This window comes from Pseudidiomarina woesei, from assembly GCF_001418345.1.
GTDB lineage: Bacteria > Pseudomonadota > Gammaproteobacteria > Enterobacterales > Alteromonadaceae > Pseudidiomarina > Pseudidiomarina woesei.
In genome coordinates, this window is record NZ_LIPW01000001.1 from 362899 (window position 1) to 385810 (window position 22912).

Annotated in this window: 23 protein-coding genes; 9 read left to right on the forward strand and 14 right to left on the reverse strand. The window is 47.2% G+C overall.

Features of this window, described 5'->3' with window-relative positions; all coding sequences use genetic code 11:
• The first annotated feature begins 273 nt into the window (after positions 1–273).
• Genes map through dapD form a run of 3 tightly spaced genes read left to right on the forward strand, consistent with a single transcriptional unit; the run spans position 274 to position 4536 of the window.
• Positions 274–1062 (forward strand): type I methionyl aminopeptidase, encoded by a 789-nt coding sequence (gene map / locus ASC40_RS01775; protein ID WP_055438065.1) that lies wholly within the window; start codon positions 274–276, stop codon positions 1060–1062.
• Positions 1063–1066: 4 nt separating this feature from the next.
• Positions 1067–3676 carry a [protein-PII] uridylyltransferase gene (gene glnD / locus ASC40_RS01780; protein ID WP_055438066.1) on the forward strand — a complete coding sequence of 870 codons (2610 nt, stop codon included), beginning with the start codon at positions 1067–1069 and terminating at the stop codon, positions 3674–3676.
• Between the two features lie 35 nt (positions 3677–3711).
• Positions 3712–4536, forward strand: coding sequence for a 2,3,4,5-tetrahydropyridine-2,6-dicarboxylate N-succinyltransferase (gene dapD / locus ASC40_RS01785; RefSeq protein WP_055438067.1), 825 nt, complete (start codon positions 3712–3714; stop codon positions 4534–4536).
• 1 nt (position 4537) lies between these two features.
• On the opposite strand, the gene truC is transcribed toward dapD, so the two are convergent.
• Together truC and ASC40_RS01795 are read right to left on the reverse strand one after the other, a co-directional pair.
• A complete protein-coding gene (truC, locus tag ASC40_RS01790) occupies positions 4538–5257 on the reverse strand; it encodes a tRNA pseudouridine(65) synthase TruC (RefSeq protein ID WP_055438068.1) in 720 nt (239 codons plus the stop codon).
• Positions 5250–5594 carry a YqcC family protein gene (locus ASC40_RS01795; RefSeq protein WP_055438069.1) on the reverse strand — a complete coding sequence of 115 codons (345 nt, stop codon included), beginning with the start codon at positions 5592–5594 and terminating at the stop codon, positions 5250–5252. Before ASC40_RS01795 ends, truC begins: the two co-directional genes overlap by 8 nt.
• Before the next feature lie 72 nt (positions 5595–5666).
• On the opposite strand from ASC40_RS01795, the gene ASC40_RS01800 reads away from it, so the two are divergent.
• Together ASC40_RS01800 and ASC40_RS01805 are read left to right on the forward strand one after the other, a co-directional pair.
• Positions 5667–6698 (forward strand): DUF3549 family protein, encoded by a 1032-nt coding sequence (locus tag ASC40_RS01800; protein WP_055438070.1) that lies wholly within the window; start codon positions 5667–5669, stop codon positions 6696–6698.
• A complete protein-coding gene (locus ASC40_RS01805; protein ID WP_055438071.1) occupies positions 6695–7006 on the forward strand; it encodes a DUF3301 domain-containing protein in 312 nt (103 codons plus the stop codon). Before ASC40_RS01800 ends, ASC40_RS01805 begins: the two co-directional genes overlap by 4 nt.
• Before the next feature lie 16 nt (positions 7007–7022).
• Here the strand turns inward: ASC40_RS01805 and ASC40_RS01810 are convergent, their stop codons facing one another.
• The 3 genes from ASC40_RS01810 to syd are packed head-to-tail and all read right to left on the reverse strand — an operon-like array spanning position 7023 to position 8606.
• The gene (locus ASC40_RS01810) at positions 7023–7352 is read right to left on the reverse strand and encodes an Mpo1-like protein (protein ID WP_055438072.1); all 330 of its coding nucleotides are present in this window, start codon (positions 7350–7352) and stop codon (positions 7023–7025) included.
• Positions 7342–8004 carry a GNAT family N-acetyltransferase gene (locus tag ASC40_RS01815; protein ID WP_055438073.1) on the reverse strand — a complete coding sequence of 221 codons (663 nt, stop codon included), beginning with the start codon at positions 8002–8004 and terminating at the stop codon, positions 7342–7344. Before ASC40_RS01815 ends, ASC40_RS01810 begins: the two co-directional genes overlap by 11 nt.
• 53 nt (positions 8005–8057) lie before the next feature.
• Positions 8058–8606: a SecY-interacting protein gene (gene syd, locus ASC40_RS01820; RefSeq protein ID WP_055438074.1), complete on the reverse strand. Its 549-nt coding sequence runs from the start codon at positions 8604–8606 to the stop codon at positions 8058–8060.
• 94 nt (positions 8607–8700) lie between these two features.
• On the opposite strand from syd, the gene queF reads away from it, so the two are divergent.
• From queF to ASC40_RS01840, 4 genes are all read left to right on the forward strand, one after another.
• Positions 8701–9531, forward strand: a complete 831-nt coding sequence (gene queF, locus ASC40_RS01825; protein ID WP_055438075.1) for an NADPH-dependent 7-cyano-7-deazaguanine reductase QueF — start codon at positions 8701–8703, stop codon at positions 9529–9531.
• Positions 9532–9550: 19 nt separating this feature from the next.
• A complete protein-coding gene (gene ppnN, locus ASC40_RS01830) occupies positions 9551–10906 on the forward strand; it encodes a nucleotide 5'-monophosphate nucleosidase PpnN (protein WP_055438076.1) in 1356 nt (451 codons plus the stop codon).
• A 34-nt stretch (positions 10907–10940) separates the two neighbouring features.
• Entirely contained in the window at positions 10941–11312 is a 372-nt protein-coding gene (locus tag ASC40_RS01835) for a DUF3192 domain-containing protein (protein ID WP_055438077.1), read from the forward strand.
• Positions 11313–11430: 118 nt separating this feature from the next.
• A complete protein-coding gene (locus tag ASC40_RS01840; RefSeq protein ID WP_055438078.1) occupies positions 11431–12435 on the forward strand; it encodes an isocitrate dehydrogenase in 1005 nt (334 codons plus the stop codon).
• 36 nt (positions 12436–12471) lie between these two features.
• Here the strand turns inward: ASC40_RS01840 and ASC40_RS01845 are convergent, their stop codons facing one another.
• The 9 genes from ASC40_RS01845 to ASC40_RS01885 all read right to left on the reverse strand — a co-directional run bounded on the left by ASC40_RS01845 (position 12472) and on the right by ASC40_RS01885 (position 22904).
• On the reverse strand, positions 12472–15414 hold the full coding sequence (locus ASC40_RS01845) for an alpha/beta hydrolase family protein (RefSeq protein ID WP_055438079.1): 2943 nt from the start codon (positions 15412–15414) through the stop codon (positions 12472–12474).
• Positions 15411–15947 (reverse strand): hypothetical protein, encoded by a 537-nt coding sequence (locus ASC40_RS01850; RefSeq protein ID WP_055438080.1) that lies wholly within the window; start codon positions 15945–15947, stop codon positions 15411–15413. The genes ASC40_RS01845 and ASC40_RS01850 overlap by 4 nt, the downstream gene beginning before the upstream one ends.
• A gap of 212 nt (positions 15948–16159) precedes the next feature.
• On the reverse strand, positions 16160–17251 hold the full coding sequence (rlmM, locus tag ASC40_RS01855) for a 23S rRNA (cytidine(2498)-2'-O)-methyltransferase RlmM (RefSeq protein ID WP_055438081.1): 1092 nt from the start codon (positions 17249–17251) through the stop codon (positions 16160–16162).
• Between the two features lie 2 nt (positions 17252–17253).
• Positions 17254–17877, reverse strand: coding sequence for an alpha/beta family hydrolase (locus ASC40_RS01860; protein WP_055438082.1), 624 nt, complete (start codon positions 17875–17877; stop codon positions 17254–17256).
• Positions 17870–18769, reverse strand: a complete 900-nt coding sequence (locus ASC40_RS01865; protein ID WP_055438083.1) for a transcriptional regulator GcvA — start codon at positions 18767–18769, stop codon at positions 17870–17872. Before ASC40_RS01865 ends, ASC40_RS01860 begins: the two co-directional genes overlap by 8 nt.
• Before the next feature lie 9 nt (positions 18770–18778).
• Positions 18779–19543 carry an SDR family oxidoreductase gene (locus ASC40_RS01870; RefSeq protein ID WP_055438084.1) on the reverse strand — a complete coding sequence of 255 codons (765 nt, stop codon included), beginning with the start codon at positions 19541–19543 and terminating at the stop codon, positions 18779–18781.
• Between the two features lie 10 nt (positions 19544–19553).
• Positions 19554–20507, reverse strand: coding sequence for a 3-hydroxyisobutyrate dehydrogenase (mmsB, locus tag ASC40_RS01875; RefSeq protein ID WP_072243349.1), 954 nt, complete (start codon positions 20505–20507; stop codon positions 19554–19556).
• Between the two features lie 83 nt (positions 20508–20590).
• Positions 20591–21715, reverse strand: a complete 1125-nt coding sequence (locus ASC40_RS01880; protein ID WP_055438085.1) for an enoyl-CoA hydratase/isomerase family protein — start codon at positions 21713–21715, stop codon at positions 20591–20593.
• A 31-nt stretch (positions 21716–21746) separates the two neighbouring features.
• Positions 21747–22904, reverse strand: coding sequence for an acyl-CoA dehydrogenase family protein (locus ASC40_RS01885; RefSeq protein ID WP_055438086.1), 1158 nt, complete (start codon positions 22902–22904; stop codon positions 21747–21749).
• Positions 22905–22912 lie beyond the last annotated feature (8 nt).

Genomic DNA, 22912 nt, shown 5'->3' on the forward strand with positions numbered 1-22912 from the left:
GTTATGCCTCCATACATCCCATAGTTCGACCCATGCTCTGCAACCATGATAGCCGCTAGATTTTGGGCACCCCGACCTATGTGTCGATGTATGTGTGTGTTTAAGTTAGTTTTTGCAATTAAAAATTGCGGGCGCTTTATACCATAAACAAAGCCAATAAATCAAGTTTTTCAGCGCTTCACGACCACTCTCTTTATTGGTAAACTAACGCAATATTTTACGGCTTAGCTTCACATTGAAGCACCGAAACTGCGTAGGGATTATTAACACCTCATGAGCATTACCATAAAAACGCCTGAAGAAATCGAAAAAATGCGTGCTGCAGGTAAATTAGCAGCCGACGTTTTAGAAATGATTGGTCCATATATAAAAGCCGGTGTCACGACCGACGAAATTAATCAAATTTGTCACGATTATATCGTCGACCACGGTGCTATTCCTGCGCCACTAAACTACCACGGGTTTCCAAAGTCGGTTTGTACGTCGTTAAATCATGTGGTGTGTCATGGAATACCGAACGAAAAGCCGCTTAAAGAAGGCGACATTTTGAACCTTGATGTGACCGTGAAGCTAGACGGTTATCATGGCGACACCTCAAAAATGTTTGTGGTGGGTAAACCAAGTATTTTAGCAGAACGCCTTATTCGGGTTACCCAAGAGTCACTGTACATGGCCATAAAAATGGTTAAGCCGGGTATGCGAACGGGCGATTTCGCAGCCGTTATTCAAAAGCATGCCGAACAACATGGGTATTCTATTGTGCGTGAATATTGCGGTCACGGCATTGGTGCAGTGTTTCATGAAGAGCCACAAATTTTGCACTACGGTACCGCGGGTACAGGCGACTTATTAAAACCGGGCATGTGTTTTACCATTGAACCTATGGTCAATGCCGGCAAACGCCATACAAAACTCATGCGCGACGGTTGGACGGTGTTAACCAAAGACCGTAGTTTAAGCGCTCAATGGGAGCACACCTTACTGGTTACCGAAGATGGTGTTGAAGTATTAACTTTACGCAGCGACGAAGACCTGCCGCGTATTATTCGTCACACCAACTAAGCCCATGTCACATAGCGCTCCACCTAACTGGCCAACAACGGTCACATTAGCCACGGGGCGCGAATGCCTTGAAGCTTATCAAGCTTGGTCCGCCGAAGCCTTTATCGCAGCTGATATCGATTATCTTCTGGCCCACCGCAGCAAATTTATTGATCAGTTGTTAACACAGCTGTGGCTGCAGTCTGAACTGCCTGATTCGGGCATAAGTCTCATCGCCGTGGGCGGTTATGGACGCGGCACCTTGCATCCGCAGTCCGACATTGATTTGCTATTTTTACATCAGCAGCCGCTCTCGGTCGAACAAGAACAAATAATAAGCCAGTTGGTGCAAATGCTTTGGGACTTGCGCCTAGACGTTGGCCACAGTGTACGCACCCCAAGTCAATGTTTGGAGCAGGCAGCAACTGACGTTACAGTTGCCACGAGCCTGTTAGAGCAACGCTACATATGCGGCGACAATGTCCTTGCCGAGCGTTTTTTATGGCAAATGCAACGTGAGTTTCCATGGACAAGCCGCGCTTTCTACCAAGCAAAATACGAAGAACAACAACAGCGGCATCAACGTTATCACGGTACCTCGTATAATCTTGAGCCGAACGTAAAAAGCAACCCTGGTGGGCTACGCGACATTCAAACCATTGGTTGGATAGCCAAGCGCCATTTTCATACGCAAAGCGACGAAAGCCTTGTGCAACATGGCTATATCAGCGCCGAAGAGCTCCTTGAGCTGCGTGAATACCAGCAATTGCTGGGCCGTATTCGCTTTGCGCTGCACTTAGAAGCGAACAAAAAAGAAGATCGCTTATTATTTGACTATCAACCGGGTGTCGCTGCTCGGTTAGGTTATGGCCAGCCCGGCAAACGGGCGGTTGAAGCCATGATGAAAGACTATTTCAATGCGGTTGTCGGCGTTACCGAACTAAACGACATGTTGTTGCAGTTTTTTGAGCAAACCATTTTAGGCCGTAGCACCGAACCGAACCCGCAGCTGCTTGATGAGCATTTTGAAGCTATTGGCAGTTTAATTGCGGCTCGCCACGATGGCGTGTTTGAAAACCAACAAAACCTGCTGCATTGCATGGTGTTGGTGGCTCAAAACCCGCAAATTAAACATTTGCAAGCGCACACCATTCGATTACTGCGTGAAGCGCGGCGGCAACTGCGTCAGCCACTTAATTCCGATCCGCAATGTCGCCAACTTTTCATGCAGTTGTTGCGGCACCCACAAGGCTGTGGTGCGGCCTTTAGGCTCATGCATAAACACCAGTTGCTGGCGAATTACTTGCCCCAGTGGCAACAAATTGTCGGGCAAATGCAGTTTGACTTATTCCACGCTTACACCGTTGATGAACACACCTTTCGGTTAGTGCGCAATTTATACCGCTACCAAAGTGAAGACGCTGAGCAAGAGTTTCCGCTTTGCGCGGCTATTGTTAGGCGCATGGACAAACCTGAACTGCTATTTCTGGCTGGCATTTTTCATGATATTGCGAAAGGCCGTGGCGGTGATCACTCCGAGCTTGGCGAAGTAGATGCTTTAAATTTCGCGCGCCAACATGAGTTGCCCGACGCGGATGGCGAGCTGATTGCTTGGTTGGTTCGTCATCACTTAATCATGTCTGTCACCGCACAAAAACGTGATATTCACGACCCAGAAGTGGTGCGCCAATTTGCCGACACGGTACAAACTCAACGTCGATTAGATTATTTATATTGCTTAACCGTGGCCGATATTCGTGCCACCAACAGCAGCTTGTGGAATAACTGGAAAGCCACTTTGCTGGAAAATTTATACCAAGCAACCACGCAATTTTTAGCCACTAGCAAAACCTCTGCCGCCAATGAGATGCGCCAACGGGTACACCAGCATCAAGCCCATGCCATGGGATTATTGTTAAGCTTGGGCTTTAGTGCACAAGCCGTTAACGAATTATGGAGCCGCTTTACCGCCGATTATTTTTTGCGGCATCAGCCTGAGCAAATCGCTTGGCACTCGCAATATATTTTGCCGCTGCAAGACGACGACCAACTGCCACTCATACTGGTTGGTGATGAGTCAAACCAAGGCACCACCGAGCTATTTGTGTACCATTTGGAACATGAAAACCTTTTTGCGGCGGTTGCGGCTGTACTCGACAGCCAAGCCTTAAGTATTCACGATGCGCAAATTCTTGCCACGCGTGACGGCTACGTTATGGATACCTTTGTGGTGCTGCAAGACGACGGTGACCCCCTGACCGACGTGCGCCGCATTGAGTCGCTGAAGCAGCAGTTGCATGACGTGTTGCGCCAACGCCAACCCGCTCCTAGCGCACATCGCCGACTGCCCCGGCAATTACGTAACTTTACCGTGCCCACCAAAGTGGAGTTTGTGAGTGAACGCAACCCACGACGAACCGCTTTTGAATTAACCGCGTTAGATCGCCCTGGGTTAGTGGCACGGGTAGCAAAAGTGCTACAACAATTGGATTTAAATATACTAACCGCTAAAATCACCACGGTTGGCGAGCAAGCCGAAGATTTATTCATTGTTACCACTCGCCGTAACGAGGCACTTAGCGATGAACAAAAGCAACAGTTAAAGAAACAAATCGTTGCCGCGTTAAACCGCTAATACGGTGACAAATCATCAAGAAAATAGGAACCGCTATGAGCAGTATACAAGCACGCATTGAAGCCGCATTTGAACAGCGCGCGGACATTTCTCCAAGCCGTGTACCGGCTGAATTACAACGCGACTTAACCGAAGTGATTCAAAAAATTGACCAAGGCGAATATCGCGTCGCCGAAAAAATAGACGGCCAATGGGTGGTTAACGAGTGGCTTAAAAAAGCAGTATTACTGTCGTTTCGCACGCAAGACAACCACGTGATGAACGGCGGCGAAACCCGTTTTTTTGACAAGGTCGATAGCAAATTCATTGGTTATGACGACGCCCGCTTCCGTGCTGAAGGCATGCGTGTGGTACCGCCAGCCATGGTGCGCAAAGGCGCATTTATTGGTCGCAACGTGGTGTTAATGCCGTCTTACGTGAATATCGGCGCCTATGTGGGCGAAGGCACCATGGTTGATACCTGGGCAACCGTTGGCTCATGTGCGCAAATTGGTAAAAACGTGCATTTGTCAGGTGGTGTTGGTATTGGCGGTGTACTTGAACCGTTGCAAGCCGCACCGACCATTATTGAAGATAACTGCTTTATTGGCGCCCGCTCAGAAATTGTCGAAGGCGTAATTGTGGAAGAAGGCGCGGTTATTTCGATGGGCGTTTACATTGGCCAAAGTACACGAATTTATGACCGTGAAACCGGTGAGATTCATTATGGCCGCGTACCGGCAGGCGCCGTGGTGGTACCAGGCTCCCTGCCAGCTAAAGACGGTTCACACAGCTTATATGCTGCAATTATTGTGAAAAAAGTTGACGCCAAAACACGCGCCAAAGTCGGTATTAATGAGCTTTTACGCGCAGCCGAATAAACTATTCGGCAAACGGCTTTAATAACTCATTGGGAATAGGCAGTTCTATACGAACTGCCTTTTTTGTGTGCGGGTGCTCAAACGCTAATGTGGTTGCCGCTAGCATAAGCCGTTGAAGGCCAAAATGCTCTTTGAAAAACCGGTTGTGGCGGCCATCACCATGGTTACTGTCACCAATTATTGGGTGACGCAAGTGTGACATATGCCGGCGCAATTGATGTTTGCGCCCAGTTTTTGGGGTTAATTCCATTAACGAATAACGCGACGTTGCGTGCTTTTTGCTGACTGCGAAAGGTAACTCAATTTGCTGTAGGCAACGGTACGCAGTGACAGCAGACTGCGCCTCTTTATTTTGATCGGCTAGCTTGTCAACAATTTTATCCAGCTCTTCTTTCAGTGGATAATCAAGTACCCCATCGGTTAAATAACCACGCACCACCGCATGATAAATCTTGTGCACCTGGCGTTCGGCAAACTGCTCAGTCATCAGGCGCGCGGTGTCTGGGTCTTTAGCAAACAACAAAATACCAGAGGTTGGCCGATCAAGTCGGTGTACTGGATACACGCGCTGACCAATTTGGTCGCGCACTCGCTGAAGGGCGAACTCGGTCGCCTCGCGCGCTATCCAGCTACGATGAACCAATAAGCCACTGGGCTTATCCACCGCCACTAACACATCATCATGGTATAAAACCGAAAGCGCGTCGGGCAAATCAGACATCGTCAGCCAAGGGGTCTGCCCCACTGAGTAAAATATCAAATTCACGTAGCGAAGCGATTAAGCCTTCATGATGCTCAAGTTCTTCACGATACACATGGGTTGCCATAGGGCTAACCGCAATGTTTTGCGGTAACGGATGCTCACCATCGAGCATTGCCCACATGCGCGGCAACATAATAAATTGCAGCCATTGATGAAAATCAAGAGTATCCATCGCAAATGGCTCGGTGCTAGCTAAAGCCTGCGATGACGGATAATGACTTTGCCATAAGCCCAAACAATTTAGTTCGGCTTCTATTCGTTCAAGTAAACGAGCAGCTCGTTGTCGTTGGTCCATGACTACCTCCACGACTTATTTTAGTTATAATGGGCGACATCTTTAAGCAAAAATGACAATGATGCAAGTTTCATGACCATAACAAACCTAGCTGAGCTACTCAGCGAAAGCCATAGTGACTACGTTATTTATGATTTAGGCCGCCGTGTACAGGCTATTCAGGCCGATACGTTTAAGGCAATTTGCGCGCAACAACGGCCCTACCCTTACCCACTTCAGGATCACGCCTGGTTTGCCGTGGTGTTTTGGCCGCAGTTAAAAGCTGAACAACCTGAGCCCTTTTTGTGGTTTTTAAAAATACCATTAGACGAGCGTGGTTTGCTAAACCAGGCCACCCAGCAAGACTTTATGACGCACGTGATTGCGCTACTCGGGCAGCAAATTACCGGCGCATTGAATGCAGAGCAAGAACAGCAACTGCAACAATCGGCATATTTGTTTACCCCTTCAGAGGCCAAGCGAGCGGCATTGCATGCACAGCTGACTCAACGGTGGCAGAAAGCACCTTCACGTTATTTCGCCGCAGCACAACAGGAACTGCACTCGCCAACCAACGATGGCTGGCAGCAACTCGGCATCCAAGGCATTCACGATGTTGCCGTGCGTTTAGCCGCTAACCCAAAAACAACACAAGCAATCGCGCAGCACTTCACCAGCTACCCCGAAAGCCTACAGAATGCGTTGGCGGAAGCGCTCGAACATACCACACCACCAAGCGAACTCATGCAACCGCTGCTTAGTGCATTAACCAGTGAGCATGCAGCTACTCGCGTAAATGCATTGCGAGCACTGGCTGGCTTTGCCTCAGACCATAGTGCTGCGCCTACCGTTGAACAACAGCTACACCAGTTACTGCCAAGCGCCAACATGGACGAGTTAGTGATCATAACGGCTCGCTTATGGCCGGCATTGCAGGGGCAGTTAATGTTGCCGTATTTGCTGCGCGTTGCAGAGCTAGATAACCCAGCGCTTTTTGCCGGTGTGGTACGCGATATTTTGCGCGTTCCCGACACCCGAATTCATGCACTTGGTTTGGTACAGCGCAATGACCTACCCGTGGCCTTGTACCAAGCGTGGCAACAATTTATGGGTAAAACTGCATGATACTCGCCGACGCGTTACTACTCATTGGTATTGGCTTCGCATTTATGCTGTTTTGGCAAGGCCGTCGCCAGGCCGAACAAGCACGCAATTACGTTGAACGCTATTGTCAGCAGCAACAATTGCAATTTATCGACATGGCGTGGAAAAGCGGAAAAATTACCAAAATCAAACGCCATATCGGCTGGCTGAGCCGCTATGATTTTGACTTTAGTAGTGACGGAGAAAGCCGTTACACTGGGTGCGCAACGTTGTTAAATATGCGGCTGGTTGACATCACCACGCCGCCGTATCGAATACCGCAAGACTAACATTAAAAAGCGTAACCTACTGTGGCGCGCTCGGTGGTCGCTTCGGTTTAATACCCACCAGCGACAATAAAAACTCGCCGTACATAACCCAGTCACCTAACAGGGAATACGCCGGATACTTAAACGTGGCCGGCTTGTTTTTTTCAAAGCCAAAATGCCCCAACCAAGCAAAACCGTAGCCGATAAAAGGTATGGCAATAAGCCACAACCACTGCTGAGAAAAAATGGCATATGCCAATACCAGCAGCACCAACGTACTGCCCACATAGTGCATGGCACGACAACGCGCATCGGCGTGCTCAGCTAAATAATAAGGGTAAAATTCACGAAACGACTTAAACTGCATGGCTCACCTCAACCAATTTTTGGCGTGGTTGAAATAATAGCTCACCGCTAACTTGGCCTACTTTTAATGTTTGAACATGCTGGTACCCGTGCTGTTCAAATAACTTCAAATGCTCGGGTTGGGTTACATACACTGCAATTCCACGAGACTGTGGCTCTTCATCTAACGCCGCATGCGCTGCTCGAACCAATAAGTCACCCCACCCTTGTTGCTGATAGCGCGGGCTTACCGCAATAAAAGCCAACATATGGTAGTCATCACCGTGCACGGCCTCTTGAATTAAACGTTCTTTTTCAAGCAACTGCATGGTGCTCACATAACCAGCCGTGAGCAGCATTTTTAGGCGCCAGTGCCAGTATTTGCCCGGCCCAAAGCTTTTCCCGGGTTGGGTTAGACAAACCAGGCCTATCAGAGACTCACCGTCGAACACGCCCAACATAGGCTGCTTGGCTTCCCAAAATGCCGCCAACTCTTCGCGTATAGCGGCACGTAAACGTTGCTCGTAATCCGCTTTGTCAGCCTGAAAAATATCTTTCAGTAAGGCATCATCTTGGTACGCTTGAAACAGCAATGATGCTGCCATTTTTAAATCTTCTGCCACCAAGTAAGTCAGCTGGCCTTCTTGTAACTGCGCTGGGTTTATTGTTGTCATTGTCCCACCTATTGTTGAATATTTACCCAACCAAATTACTTGATCTGAATCAATTATGCCACCACACGAGGCTGCAATTGTTGCAAAAACTCTTCTAATGTTTCGGCCAAAATTTCATGTTGCTCACGCCCCACAAACTCTAGGCCCACTTGGCCCGTTTCATTGTTCAAGGTAATCAACAAGTCATCAGACTCTTCCGCTAACCCAATAAACAACGTGATGGGTTGACGTAAACGCCGTTTCATCAATACGTGTCCAGCCAAATTCGCCTGCAAACGCTCACCATCTTCAGGGCCATGAAGCTGTAACAAAACTAAGGGATGATTAGCAAAGCTGACATTGAGATCTGCCGCGAACCAACGGCCGTACAAAGCTTCAAGGCTAGTATGAAAAGGCTGCTCTAAGGCGTTCGCTAAATCAGTAAACTGCAATGCGCTAGACTGACGCACAGGTAGCCACTCAACCATGTCGTCATCAACGCGTTCGCCGTATATCGGGGCTTGCCACTCGTCGTGTGCTTCGGTGACAAGTGTCACACCCGCTTGCTGATAAGCCTGCTGGTAACGTTCAATAAGTTGGTCAAGTGCGCTTTCTACTGACATATTTAGCATCCTAAATTAACTAGCAACTATCGCGCAGCGGCGCTACAATGGCCGACTGCATAAAAAACAGTAGTGTAACAGGTAATTGAATTTGATGAATGAGTCGTTAGCCCATTTGAACTTGGGACAACCCACAGCGTATCCAACACAGTACGACGCCAGTTTATTGCAAGGCGTACCGCGCCAGTTAAATCGTACCCCAATTGGTTTAGCCGAAGGCCAACCGTTGCCATTTCATGGTGACGATATTTGGCATGGCTATGAATTATCTTGGCTAAATAGTAATGGGCTACCGCAAGTGGCCGTTGCCGAGTTTCGGGTACCTGCAACGTCAACAAACTTAATTGAGTCAAAGTCGTTTAAGCTGTACCTCAATAGCTTCAATGATAGCCGTTGGCCGTCATGGCATGCTGTGTCTGAACAGCTTAGTATCGATTTAAGCCAATGCGCCGGTGCCCCTGTTGGGGTACAACTAAGTACCGTGCAACAAGCCCAACGTAAAGCGTTTGGCGACTTGCCAGGTCACTGCATTGACGACCAGCCTATTGAAATAACAAGCTACGAGTACAGTCCTGAATTACTGAAACTAAGCAGCCATGATATCGTGGAAGAAACACTCCACAGTCATTTGTTAAAGTCGAACTGTTTAATCACCAATCAACCAGACTGGGGTTCGGTACTTATTCGCTACCGAGGACCAGCCGTTGACCATGCAGCCCTTCTGCGTTATATCGTGTCATTTAGGCACCATAACGAGTTCCATGAACAGTGCGTAGAACGGCTTTATATGGATATTAAAGAGCGTCTTCAACCTGAACAATTAACGGTGTACGCGCGCTATACGCGCCGCGGGGGCTTGGATATCAATCCATTTCGTTCCGACTTCGAGCCCACACCCGAATCTGTTCGGTTAAGTCGCCAATAACAAAAAATAAGGAAACTAAATGCGTTTTAAAATATCACCTCGCGGCAGCATGAGCTTACTGTCGCAACTAGAAATTAATCGCTTACAACAAAGCAGCGACGAGCAACTTTATAAATTATTCCGTAATTGTTGTTTAGCGGTATTAAACGCCGGTAGTAACACCGACAGCAGTGAAGAGATTTTCGATAAATATAAAGATTTTGACGTGAACGTCATTAAATGTGAACGCGGTGTTCAATTAGAACTGGTAAACCCGCCAGCAGAAGCCTTTGTTGACGGCAAGCTTATTGCCGGTATGCAAGAGCTCGTAGAAGCTGTGCTACGTGACATTCTGTTCACGGGCGAACGCTACAATGCGCAAACGCTAGACTCAGCGGACACGCACACCCTTACCCACGTGGTATTCGATATTTTGCGCAACGCGCAAGTTGTGCAGCCAAACCTCGATCCGAACGTCATTGTTTGCTGGGGTGGCCATTCTATTAATGAAGTGGAATACAAATACACCAAAGAAGTGGGTTACCAGTTAGGCTTACGCAGCTTAAACATCTGCACTGGTTGTGGTCCGGGTGCTATGAAGGGCCCAATGAAAGGCGCAACCATCGGTCATGCCAAACAACGTATTGTCGATGGCCGTTACTTAGGTTTCACAGAGCCAGGCATTATTGCGGCCGAGCCGCCAAACCCTATCGTTAACGAACTGGTTATTTTGCCAGACATTGAAAAGCGCCTAGAAGCTTTTGTACGCTGTGCCCACGGCATTGTGATTTTCCCAGGTGGTGCTGGTACCGCAGAAGAGCTGTTATATATTTTGGGTATTTTAATGCACCCAGAAAACCAACGTCAGGTATTGCCAATTATTCTAACTGGCCCAGAAAGCAGTCGTGGTTATTTTGAAGCCATTGACGCCTTTGTTGCAGACACCTTAGGTGAAGAAGCGCGTAAGCTGTATCAAATTATTGTGGCTGACCCTGCAGAAGTGGCAAAAGCTATGACGCAAGGCGCCCAAGCGGTGAAAGAATACCGTCGTGAAACCGGTGACTCCTATTGCTTCAACTGGACGCTGCATATTGAAGAAGCGTTTCAACGCCCATTCGTGCCAAATCACGATAACGTGAAAAACTTGAACTTACATCGTAATCAAGCCCCGCAAGCCCTAGCAGCAGACTTACGTCGTGCATTCTCGGCTATTGTGGCGGGTAACGTAAAAGACGACGGCATTCGTGCAATTCGTAAACATGGCGTATTTGAAATTCATGGTGAAAAAAACATGATGAAGAAACTCGACGTGTTGTTACAGGCATTCGTCGAGCAAAGCCGCATGAAACTACCAGGTTCGGTGTATCATCCTTGTTACCGTGTGATTACCGATTAATTTAGACAAGTAACTTCGACAAGGAGCGCAGCGCATGTCAAAAATGCTAAAAGTTATCATTATTGGCTTTGCCGTATACGTTGCGGCCGCTGCGCTTGTATTGCATTTTTATCAGGCCGACCCGGAAAACATGAGTTGGCAAGAACGCGAAACCTTTAACCTCAAACAAATCGGTCGCCTTGACCTAGGTGCAGACAAAGGCGACGTGATTCGTCTACTTGGCTCGCCCGATATTAGTGAAGCGAAAGCGACCGATAACGGCGAAGTGCTTATTTTGTTTTACCGTACTCACCATGTGAAATCTGACGGTATTACCACCCGTGATGAATGCACTCCGCTGCTGTTTAAAGACGACAAGCTAATCGCTTGGGGCGCTGACGCTTATAGCGAATATCAATCGTTTTAATGACCCACAACACGCATGTAGGCGTGGTTTTCTGCTATAGTTCGCGCCATTAAATATCACCAAATATTACCATCAAATTGTTCCAATTAATTGACCTAGAAGTAAGAAGGTACATCAAATGAGCACCACAATTACCGTAATTCCTGGCGACGGTATCGGCCCAGATATTATTGACGCAACGCTGAAAATTTTGGACAAGGCGGGTTGCGATTTTAACTATGAATTTGCAGATGCCGGCCTAGCAGCGCTTGAAAAAACAGGTGAATTGTTGCCGCAGGCAACACTTGACGCCATCGCGCGCAATAAAGCGACGTTAAAAGGCCCATTAACCACCCCTGTTGGCGAGGGTTTCACCTCAATTAATGTCAGCTTACGCAAGCAATTTAATTTGTATGCAAACGTACGCCCAGTAAAATCATTTAAAGGCACCAAAGCACGTTACGAAGACATCGACATTGTTACCGTACGTGAAAACACCGAAGGCATGTACTCAGGCCTTGGCCAAGTAGTATCAGAAGATGGTTCAGAAGCGCAGGCAATGAGTAAAATTACCCGCGCTGGTGCTGAACGTATTGTGCGCTTTGCATACGAACTAGCGCGCCGAGAAGGCCGTAAAAAAGTCACCGCAGTACACAAAGCAAATATCTTAAAATCAACCTCAGGCTTGTTCTTAAAAGTTGCTCGTGAGGTAGCTGCCGAGTATCCAGATATTCAGTCAGACGAAATGATTGTTGACGCAGTATGCATGAAGTTGGTTATGAACCCTGAGCAATTTGACGTGATTGTTACCACGAATCTGTTCGGTGATATCTTGTCCGATCTTTGCGCAGGTTTAGTTGGCGGTTTAGGTATGGCACCGGGTGCAAACATTGGTGAGAAATCAGCTATATTTGAAGCCGTTCACGGCTCTGCTCCAGACATAGCCGGCCAAAACCTTGCCAACCCGACTTCGGTAATTCTAGCGGCCATTCAAATGCTTGAATACTTAGGTATGCAAGATCAAGCCAAACGCATTTTAGCCGCAGTTACAGAAGTTATTGCTACTGGCGACCGCACCACCCGTGACCTCGGTGGCAGCGGTGGCACCACCGATTTTACCCAAGCAGTCATTGATCGCCTGTAAAGTCCTTATAAGTTAATTAATCACGTTATTGCCCGACTAAGGCAATAACGTGAATTCTTCGCTATAAATTTCTTGTCGTGCAATGTTGTAAAGGGTCAATTTCCAACGTGTGTTTGGTTCTAAATCTGTACGTTTAACACGCCAAGTGCTATTGCCATAACCAATCAAAATACCGTAGTCATTTTTCAGCGCCTCACCGGTTGCCAAGTCAAACGATTCCCATTGGTAGAACACACTTGCACGTTCATTCTTGGTAATGTAACCATCGAAATTTACATTGAATTCAATTGCGATTGCAGAGCTCATTATTCCTAAGAGTTCGGCGGTATCATTAAACGATTTCAGATTAAACGTATTGCCCGCTTTCATTATACGCATTGCTGTTTGATCATCGGCCTCATCACGCTGCTCATACATGCCCGCTTTCGGCGAAATGATCTTTGTCGCAGTCATCGTCAATTCAAATTTGTCTTCAAATTTAGCACGCAAAGGCTGGTAGTCATCTTCTGGCATAGTGGGTAATAGCATTATTCGTGAAAGCAAATCATTACGCCATTCACCGTCATCATATAGCGCAAAAACACCAATCAATTTGTCGACTAATGGCTGTACACAAACTGAGTTTGCAAACGCCTGGTAACAGTCGATATACGCATTGGCCAAATCAATGTCATATTTCGCTCGCCCTTCATAGGTTAATTTGCTAACCAGCGCTTTTGCTTTGTCGATTGAGCTCGTCCCGTAAGATTGACTAATGTATATTTTGGACAGACCTTTAATTGCGTTTTGGTTGCCCTGTTTCGCACTTTCCTCAAGCAACGCAAGTCCTCGCGAAATGTCACGATCATCCGTTATATCTTTTAGGGTTAACTGGCCCAAATGATAACTATTTGTGGCGTTTTTCGAATGCTTGCTTAGATAATCGTATGTGGCTTTGCCTCGTGCTAAATTTCGTTGCACGCGTGGCGAGTTGACAAATCCATCGGCTAATAATTCATACTCATTCTGCAGAGTTGATTTATCAGCTTCTATCAATTGCATCCTAAATGGGCTTAAGTGCAATTGACGAACTAGAAAATCGTACTTCGCGACCGCTTCATGTCTATCCCCCCACCACGTTTTGTGACCGTGGCTTGCTGTTGTATAGTTAATAAACTCGACAACATTATTTCCATACGCCTCAACAGCCAATTTCATTCGCCACGAGTGCTCATAATCAGCTATTTCATCCAAGTAACCAGCATAAATTAGAATGGGTGCTTTTAGTTCATTTGCGCGATAAGCCGGCGAAATAGTTGTCAGTGACTTGTGGTATTCACCCACTACGTCACTGACCGCACTCCTATAATCATCAGTGCTGCGATAATTACTTGCGTTAAAAATTAATGGCAGATCGAAGATGCCAAATCCTGCTATTACGCAGCCATAACGTTGCGGCTGACGCATTGCCAACATAGTTGCCGAGTAAGCGCCGTAGCTATTACCAGCAGCGCAGATATTTTTAAACTGTTTACGCGCTAATACTTGATCAACCGCGGCCGTAATATCATCTTCAATAAGCTGTCCAAACTGCCCTACGCCTTGCGTCGTGAACGACTTACCAAAGCCGGATGAACCTCGAAAGTTAACCCGCAACACCGAAAAACCACGACTTGTTAGAAATTGTACATCTGGATTAAAGTAATCGTAATCACGCACGCCTATAGGGCCTCCGTGTGGCATCACGATTAACGTGTTGTGATCAATACTGCCTTGTGGACGATTCAAATAAGCTTCAATCTCGGTACCATCAGCTGTTTTTACCCGAAGCAACTCAGACGCACTCAGTATATAGTTTTGTAAGTCATCAAAGCGCGCTTCTAATGGCCGAATTATTTGTTCATGCGAATCAAACAAATAATAGAATCCCGAATCGGTCGAGCCGTTTGTATATAAAATTTGGAACCTATTGTCGTCTGAGCTCGAAACCACACTAACTGTTGAATGAGCAAAAGCCTCGCGGATTCGTGCGTAACGTTCACGCGCTTGTTCTGAAAAATATTCAGTGTAATGCAGGCCGTCTTGAATGTACGTTACAGAATGTAACTCACCCGCGGTCGTAAACTGCGCATCAATTAAATCATAGTCAGGATTCTCATAGGCTATGTCATCTAATAATTGGCCGGTTTTAATATCGTAAATACGCAATGCTTTGGTGTCGGTATCACGATCGGAAATAACAGAGAACTTGTGTTCGCCAGCAAAGCCAACAGGAATAATAGGATCTGTCTCATCCTCTAAATCGTACAAAATAGCCCGTTGCCAATTATCTTGACCAACGTCTGCATAACGTAGCTCTAGGGTTTTACTTTCACGATCTACGGTAAGTGAAATTATCTTTTTAAACAGCGTATCGTAAATGAACGCATCAGCACCAAGTTCCGTTCCAGCAAGCACGTTCGCTGTCATAAATTGATTTTTCGCAAACTCATCAATGTTAATGGTTAATAGTTGTGCATGCTCGTTACCTTGATAAACAGATGAGCGTGAAATAAGTACTATACCGTCTTGCTGTTCATGGCGAACCGAATGAATCGTTACATCAGTAGGTAATCGTTGTGAAACTAATTTATCACCGGAGAAATCAACCAATAGACGAACTTCTTTGCCACTTTTCTTATCCGTTAAGGTAATTAACACGCGATCATTACTAACCCAGTCGAAATCACGCATATAACCAGAGTTTTTTAATCCGATATTGCGAACAACTTTGTTTGATTCAACATCAATTACCTGCAAATTACGAAACCCGCCTTCGATTTTTGCTGAGAAACCAATCAACTGACCATTAGGTGAAATTTTAAATAGGCTCGAGTCCGCATTCATATAGAGTGATTCGACAGGAATAATTTGACCCGTTTCAGTCCTCTCTTGTTCCTGAGCATTCGCAAGGCTACTTATCAGCAGACAAAACGAAAAAATTAACGCGATAATTTTCATTCGCTTGCTCCTTGCTGAATATGTGACAAGAAAAAGTCTTCGCCCGGACCGCTGTAGTGCAGTGAGTTATTTTCTAACGTAACAGGGAAGCGTGCGCGCATGTAGCTATAGGCTATTGACGCCCGATTTCGTAATTGAATATCAGCATATGGACTAAACTGCGACTGCTGTTTTACCGACAAGTCGCCAATATAATTAATCGCTTTGGGCTTAATATTAACGGCCCATAGTTCGTCATCATCAAGCACCCAACCATAAGCATAGCCAAGAGATATATAGGAAATTTGATAACTACCAGCAGGTAACTCAAACAATAGGTAGTTACCCCCTTCTGGCATATCAGCTTGCGTTAGCTTAATGTTTTTTGGGCCGCGAATGTGAACTTCATTTAGTTGTTGATTTGAATCAATACCAATCAAAACAAAACCACGGTCAGCCGCTGTTGCTTGTACGCCATCTGTTTTAATGGTATCAACCGCCGCCACACAGCCGGTGAGCACTAGTAAAAATACTAAAATACTAATTATGCGCATTAGATATCCCTAATGTGTTGTTATTCCTTGAGTCACAATCAGGTTACAACCAGCGCAACAAAGAATCTACAAATAAATCTGTAATTTACTGAATTTTTTGGTCTTCAAGTAACTACCACTGGCAAACAATGACGATACTGTTTGTGGTACAGCGTCCCTTGGCATCGTAGCACTAAAAACAAAAAACCCAGCACAAAGGCCGGAGTTCAAAGTTACATCCAACGAATATGAACCGTTATCTCTTCGCGGTCGTGATACAGCTGTTTAGCTTGTAGTTCAAACCGCCCACGCCCATGCTCAATTAAGTTTTGTTTTATATGTTCAAGGTATTCAGCCACTGCTGCATAGCGGCGCTTCATGGGTAACTTCAGGTTGAAAATGGCTTCTTGGCAGTCGCCATCAATTAACCAACTGGTCATCAATTCGCCAACTCGTGCGGGCTTCTCTACCATGTCACACACCAACCAAGTCACGTTCTTTTTCTTCGGCCGGTATTTAAAACCGTCTTCACGAATATGTTTAACTTGCCCCGTTTCCATAAGGCTTTCCGCCATTGGACCATTATCAACGGCCTGCACCATCATGCCACGGCGCACTAACTGGTATGTCCAACCACCTGGAGCAGCCCCTAAGTCAACAGCGTTCATGCCTGATGAAATACGCGCTTCACGTTCGTGCTCAGGCACAAATACCTGAAACGCTTCATCAAGCTTAAGGGTTGAACGGCTTGGTGCCTCACTTGGAGAGCGTAGCCGTGGAATACCCATAAGCCATGGTGATTGATTAAATGAGTAGGAAAAACCGATCATCACTTCTTGATTGCTCAAGAAAAATGCATGCAACGTTGGCCGTCTATCGCTTTCTTTTGCGGTTAGCCAGTCAATTTGGCGCAAGCCTTGGCGTAACGGCACCGTGAATTTACGGCAGAACTTAGACAATTCTTTGCCGTCATTAGTGTCTGGCGTTTCAACCCGTAAGTCACCGCAGGGCTTAATACCGGTAAAGGCTTCTTGTACAGATTCATCTAACAGCGCCACTTGCACCGCACTCACCCGGTCTGATTGTGGTAAATCCGTTACATGCGCTAACAACGCAAAAAACTGGCGGGTAAAAATAAGTTCTTTTAATTCAAGCTTTTTGGCTAAGTGATCGGCTTCTTCGCTTTGGCAACGGTAAACCACATAGCCTTGTTGCGCTTTGGTTTGGCAATAGCCAAACACCCCAAGCGCTGCGGTTTTATCCTGTAACTCAGCGGCACAATCACTTTCAAATCCGGGCCGACAATAGGCCACAATACCTGTCATTCTCAAAACTCCAAATGCGTTATGTGTTCAATGGCCAATTGCCAAAGTTGCTCGCGTGCCAAGCCACTGCGCTTGGTTGGCTCAAAGCTGTGATCACCATGCTCAATCCAATTGACCCGTACATTCGCAGGCAACGGGTAACCTTCCACTTCTTCGGGGCGGCCAAAACTATCGCGCGTGCCCTGTAGAATTAAGTTTTGTCGGCAAGCATTGTGTAAATCATTTAGCCGTAACTTTTCGGGTTTACCCACTGGGTGAAACGGAAACCCCAGCGCAATTGCGGCTTTCGCATTTAGCGCGTCAGCAAGCCGAAAGGCCACCCGCGCCCCCATTGACTTTCCCATTAAATACAGTGGCTTGTTGTCGTCGAATTGCTGCGCCACGGTACGCATACAATGTTCCAGCTCGGCCATCGGGTTTGGTGGGCGGCGCACACCGGTATCCATAAATTTTTGCCAATACGGAAAATTAAACCGCACTACATCAAACCCTTTCAACGCCAAGCCTAAAGCAAAATACTGCATAAAGTCGCTTTGCAAACCGGCGCCTGCACCGTGGGCAAAAATAATTCGCACCGCACCATCGGCATTGTCTTGCTTTATGGCAACACGTTGCAAATTACTCATAGCTGTCCTCTTCTTCTTCAACGACTTGTAGCAGCCAATTTCGGAAGGTCGCGATTTTACCGACTTCTGACTGAGAGTCACGACAAACTAAATAAAAAGATTTTTGCCGTGGTAACGCTTCAGGGAAAATCTGAATTAAATGCCCTGCATCAATTTCAGGTTTTACCAACACGTTGTTAGCTAACGCAATGCCTTGACCGTGTACCGCGGCTTTTAAGGCAAGATTAGAGTGACTAAATATGGGGCCGTTGTCGCCTTTATCTTTATCAATGCCCACTAACTTAAACCAGTCTTTCCATGCGTTGCGTGTTTCGTCATGCAATAACGTCTGATTCAGCAAGTCTCGAGGTTCACGTAGCGGCTTGGTGCCACTCAAAAGTAATGGCGAGCATACTGGGATCAAATATTCATTGTGCAATTTGTAAGCTTTAAGGCCCGGCCATTTGCCTGCACCGTAATAAATTGCTACATCAACGTCGTCTGTTAGCGAGCCATCTACTTCGTCAACGGCTCGTATGCGCACATCAATGTCTGGGTAAGCTTCACGGAAACGGCTCAACCGTGGCACAAACCATAAAATTGCAAAACTTGGCGGCAACGAAATAGTTAATGAACCACGCTGGCTTGCAAACTTCACGCGATCGGTTGCTTGCATGATGTGGTCAAATATTTCTTTTAATTCAAGGTAGTAGGTTTGCCCTTCGGGGGTAAGCAGCAGTGAGCGGTTGCGGCGCAAAAATAGCTGTACCCCCAAAAACTCCTCCAGCCCTTTCACTTGATGGCTTACCGCTGCTTGAGTAACGTAAAGTTCATCTGCGGCACGGGTGAAACTCAGGTGCCGTGCCGCAGCTTCAAAGGCTTTTAAAGCGTTTAATGGGGGTAATTTGCGCATTAGATCTCGTTAAAGTCGTACACCACCGTCTATTTCTACCACACGACCGCTAAAGAAGTCATTCTCTATGATATAACGTGCGCTGTGCGCAATTTCTTCTGGCTGCCCCCAACGGCGTAGCGGCACCATGCTTAAGGCACGTTCAATGGCTTCAGGTTTCATTTGTGCGGTCATTGGGGTTTCAATAAACCCAGGTGCAATTGCCCCACAACGAATACCAAAGCGCCCCAGCTCACGCGCCCACGTTACTGTCATGGCCACCACGCCGGCTTTGGTTGCCGCATAGTTGGTTTGGCCCATGTTGCCAGCACGCGCAACGCTAGAAATATTAATAATAACCCCGCCGTTACCTGCTTTGGCCATGTGTGCAGACGCTTCGCGACCGCATAAGAAGGTACCGGTTAAGTTAACATCCAATACTGACTGAAACTGCTGCAATGGCATTTTGTGGGTAATTTCACCGTCTTTGCATTTAATCATTAGGCCATCACGCAGAATACCTGCGTTATTGATCAGCACATTAATGCCACCAAAGTCAGCGACAATATCATTAAACACTGCTTCAACAGCAGCTTCGTCAACCACGTTCACCACGTAGCCTTTAACTTTTTTCGCGCCTTTCTCAGTACAAATTTTTTCGGCTTCGGCTAGGGTGTCGGCATTCATATCAAGCAACGCTAATTGCGCGCCATCGGCAGCAAAGTGCTCAGCCATAGCGCGGCCTAACCCTTGCGCACCACCGGTAATAACAATTGTGCTTTGTGCAATATTCATAAGTTACCCGTTACTTCAAAATTGGTTTTACGTAATTGAAGATACTTGAGAAATCTTCACGTCCGTGGCCTAACTGCGACCAACTACGGTACAGATTGTGCGTTAATGCGCCCATTGGCGTCGCTGCCCCACTAGCTAATGCTGCTTGTTGCGCTAGGCCTAAGTCTTTGCTCATTAAGTCAACCAAAAAGCCACCTTGGTAGCCATTGCTTGATGGCACATTATCCATCACACCAGGGCACGGATTATATACATCTAAAGTCCAGTTACTACCGGAACTTGCTGCCATAATCTGTGACAGTACTTTAGGGTCTAATCCATGAGCAATGCCCAATTGCAGTGCCTCAGACGTGCCAACCATGAGCACTGACAACAACATGTTGTTGCAGATTTTTGCGACTTGCCCTGCACCGCTGTCACCGGCATGAAAAATGTTCTTACCCATGTGCTGCAACACGTCACGAGCGCGCGCTACGGCTCCGGCCTCGCCACCACAAATAAATGTTAATGTACCGGCTTTGGCACCGCCGACGCCGCCCGAAACCGGCGCATCAATAAAATCAATGCCGTGCTCTTTAAGCGCTGCGCCAACAAAACGCGCGGTTTCGGCACTAATCGTACTGCAATCGATAGCTAACGTGTCTTTGTTAAGTACACTTATTAGCCCATCGTCCGCCAAATAAACACTTTTTACATGCTTATCGGCGGGCAACATGGTGATAATAAAATCGACGTTAGTCGCCGCTTCAGTCGCTGAACTTGCAGTGCGGCAACCTGCTTCTTTAGCCGCGCTTAACGCCGCTTCAGACAAATCAAAAACTTGAACGCTATGGCCGCCTTTAACAAGGTTAGCCGCCATTGGGCCACCCATATTGCCTAGCCCGATAAATCCTACGTTTGCCATAAAAACCTCAAATTCGTTGTTCGTTATTCGTCCGCTGCGCTGTTCGTTATTCGTAAGCATCGCTATTCGAACAGTGCGTAGCACGGACGAACAGAGAACGTAGTGAACGCACGAACCGCGAAGCGCACGAACAACGGTTTTTTTTATTTACCTAATGTGGCTAACGGGTGATCTGCCGCTGGCCATGGTGAATTGAAAAAGCTATCAACGTCGTCTGCGGGGACATCAGCTACTGACGCGTGTTGCCATTTGGGCTGTTTGTCTTTATCAATCAACAAGGCGCGAATACCTTCGGCAAAATCGCCTCGCATGGCGCATTGTACCGACAAAGTCAGCTCTAAACGAAAACAGTCTGCCAAGCTTAAATCAGCACCGTGTTGCAACTGGTTCCAAACAATGTGCGCCGTCATCGGGCACCCTGCAGCTAGTGTCTGTGCGGCGCGACTCAACCACTTGTCATCGCTTGCGTGCTCGGTAATATTTTTGACCACCACGCTAATATCGTCACCTTTGGTTAGCTTTTTAATCAGCTGTTGGTGCGCTTCCACTTGGCCGGCGGGGCGTAAGCTACTGTCGCGTAAGCCAATACCATTTAGCACATCAGTTACTTTCTGATGATTTAATGCCGCAGTATCACCCCACTTCACTTCGCGTAAACCCGCGACAATGTCGTCTTTGCTGGTGCTTGCGGCAAAATGGTCGGCCAATTTCAAATACAAGGCATCAGCGGCATTCATATGCGCGCCAGTTAGGCCAAGAAACAGGCCACAGCCGTCTGGCATTTGGTTGAGAAAATGCGTCGCGCCTACGTCTGGGTATAAACCAATAGTTACTTCAGGCATCGCTAACAATGAGCGCTCGGTAACCACGCGGTGGCTAGCACCGTTCATTAGGCCCATGCCGCCACCCATAACAATACCGTGGCCCCAAAGTACAATGGGTTTCGGGAAGGTGTGAATAGCGTAATCTAATCGATATTCTTGGCTAAAAAAGTCAGCAACTTCATCAACGAGAACACCGGGCTTGGCTTGCATCGCTTTGTACATGGCAACAATATCGCCGCCGGCACAAAAGGCTTTGTCTCCAGCGCCTTGCAGCCACACACACGCAATGTCATCGTCTGCTGCCCACGCGGTCAACTGCGGTTGTAGCAATTGAATCATGGGTAAACTCAGCGCGTTTAATGATTTTTCTGAGTTTAACGTGGCCACGCCAAGCTTTTTGCCATGCGCGCATTCCAGTTCTTCAAACAATACTGCTGCGTCCATCTTCGACTCCTGTAAGACAGAAAAGCCACCCTTAAAGGATGGCTTGGTCCATATCGGCCAACAATCGGCGGGCAATAATTACCCGCATAATTTCGTTGGTACCCTCAAGAATTTGGTGCACACGCACGTCGCGCACATGGCGCTCTAATGGGTATTCTTTGATGTAGCCGTAACCACCATGAATTTGCAGCGCTTCGTTACACACGTTAAAGCCAATGTCCGTCGCAAAGCGTTTGGCCATGGCGCAATAAGTGGTTTTGTCAGCATCGTTGCTGTCCACTTTAAACGCAGCTAAGCGCACCATTTGGCGTGCAGCAACCAACTCGGTGGCCATATCAGCTAATTTAAACTGTAAGGCTTGGAAGTGAGCAAGCTCTTTGCCAAATTGGCTGCGTTCGTGCATGTAATTGCGTGCAGTGTTTAATGCCGCCTGTGCCGTACCTACTGAACACACGGCAATGTTGATACGCCCGCCATCAAGGCCCATCATGGCAAACTTAAAGCCTTCGCCTTCTTGCCCCAACAAGTTGGCAGCCGGAATACGCACATCTTCAAAGGTTACCAAGCGCGTTGGCTGCGCGTTCCAGCCCATTTTCGCTTCTTTTTTGCCATAGCTAATACCGGCTGCGTCAGCAGGTACCACAAATGCTGAAATACCTTTCGGGCCAGCTTCGCCAGTGCGCGCCATAACCACCAATACATCGGTGCTACCTGCGCCTGAAATAAACATTTTTGAGCCATTTAGCACGTACTCGTCGCCGTCTTTTTTGGCGGTAGTGCGCAAGCTTGCTGCGTCAGAGCCAGCGCCTGGTTCAGTTAAGCAATATGAACCAAGTTTTTCGCCGGTAACCAGCTCAGGAACCCACTGCTCAATCACTTCAGGTTTGGCAAACGAGCCGATCATCCACGACACCATGTTATGGATGGTCATCATGGCAGTGGTGGCAGTACAACCCATAGCCAGTTGCTCAAAAATCAGCGCCGCGTCTAAGCGGCTCATGCCAAAACCACCAGCGTCTTCTGGCGTGTACATGCCCATAAAGCCCATTTCGCCAGCTTTACGGAACACTTCAATAGGGAAATGAGACTCTTCGTCCCACTGCGCCGCAAACGGTGCTAATTCTTTGTCTGCAAAAGCTTTTGCCGTATCGACAAACGCTTGTTGGTCGTCAGATAAATTAAAATTCATGACAACGT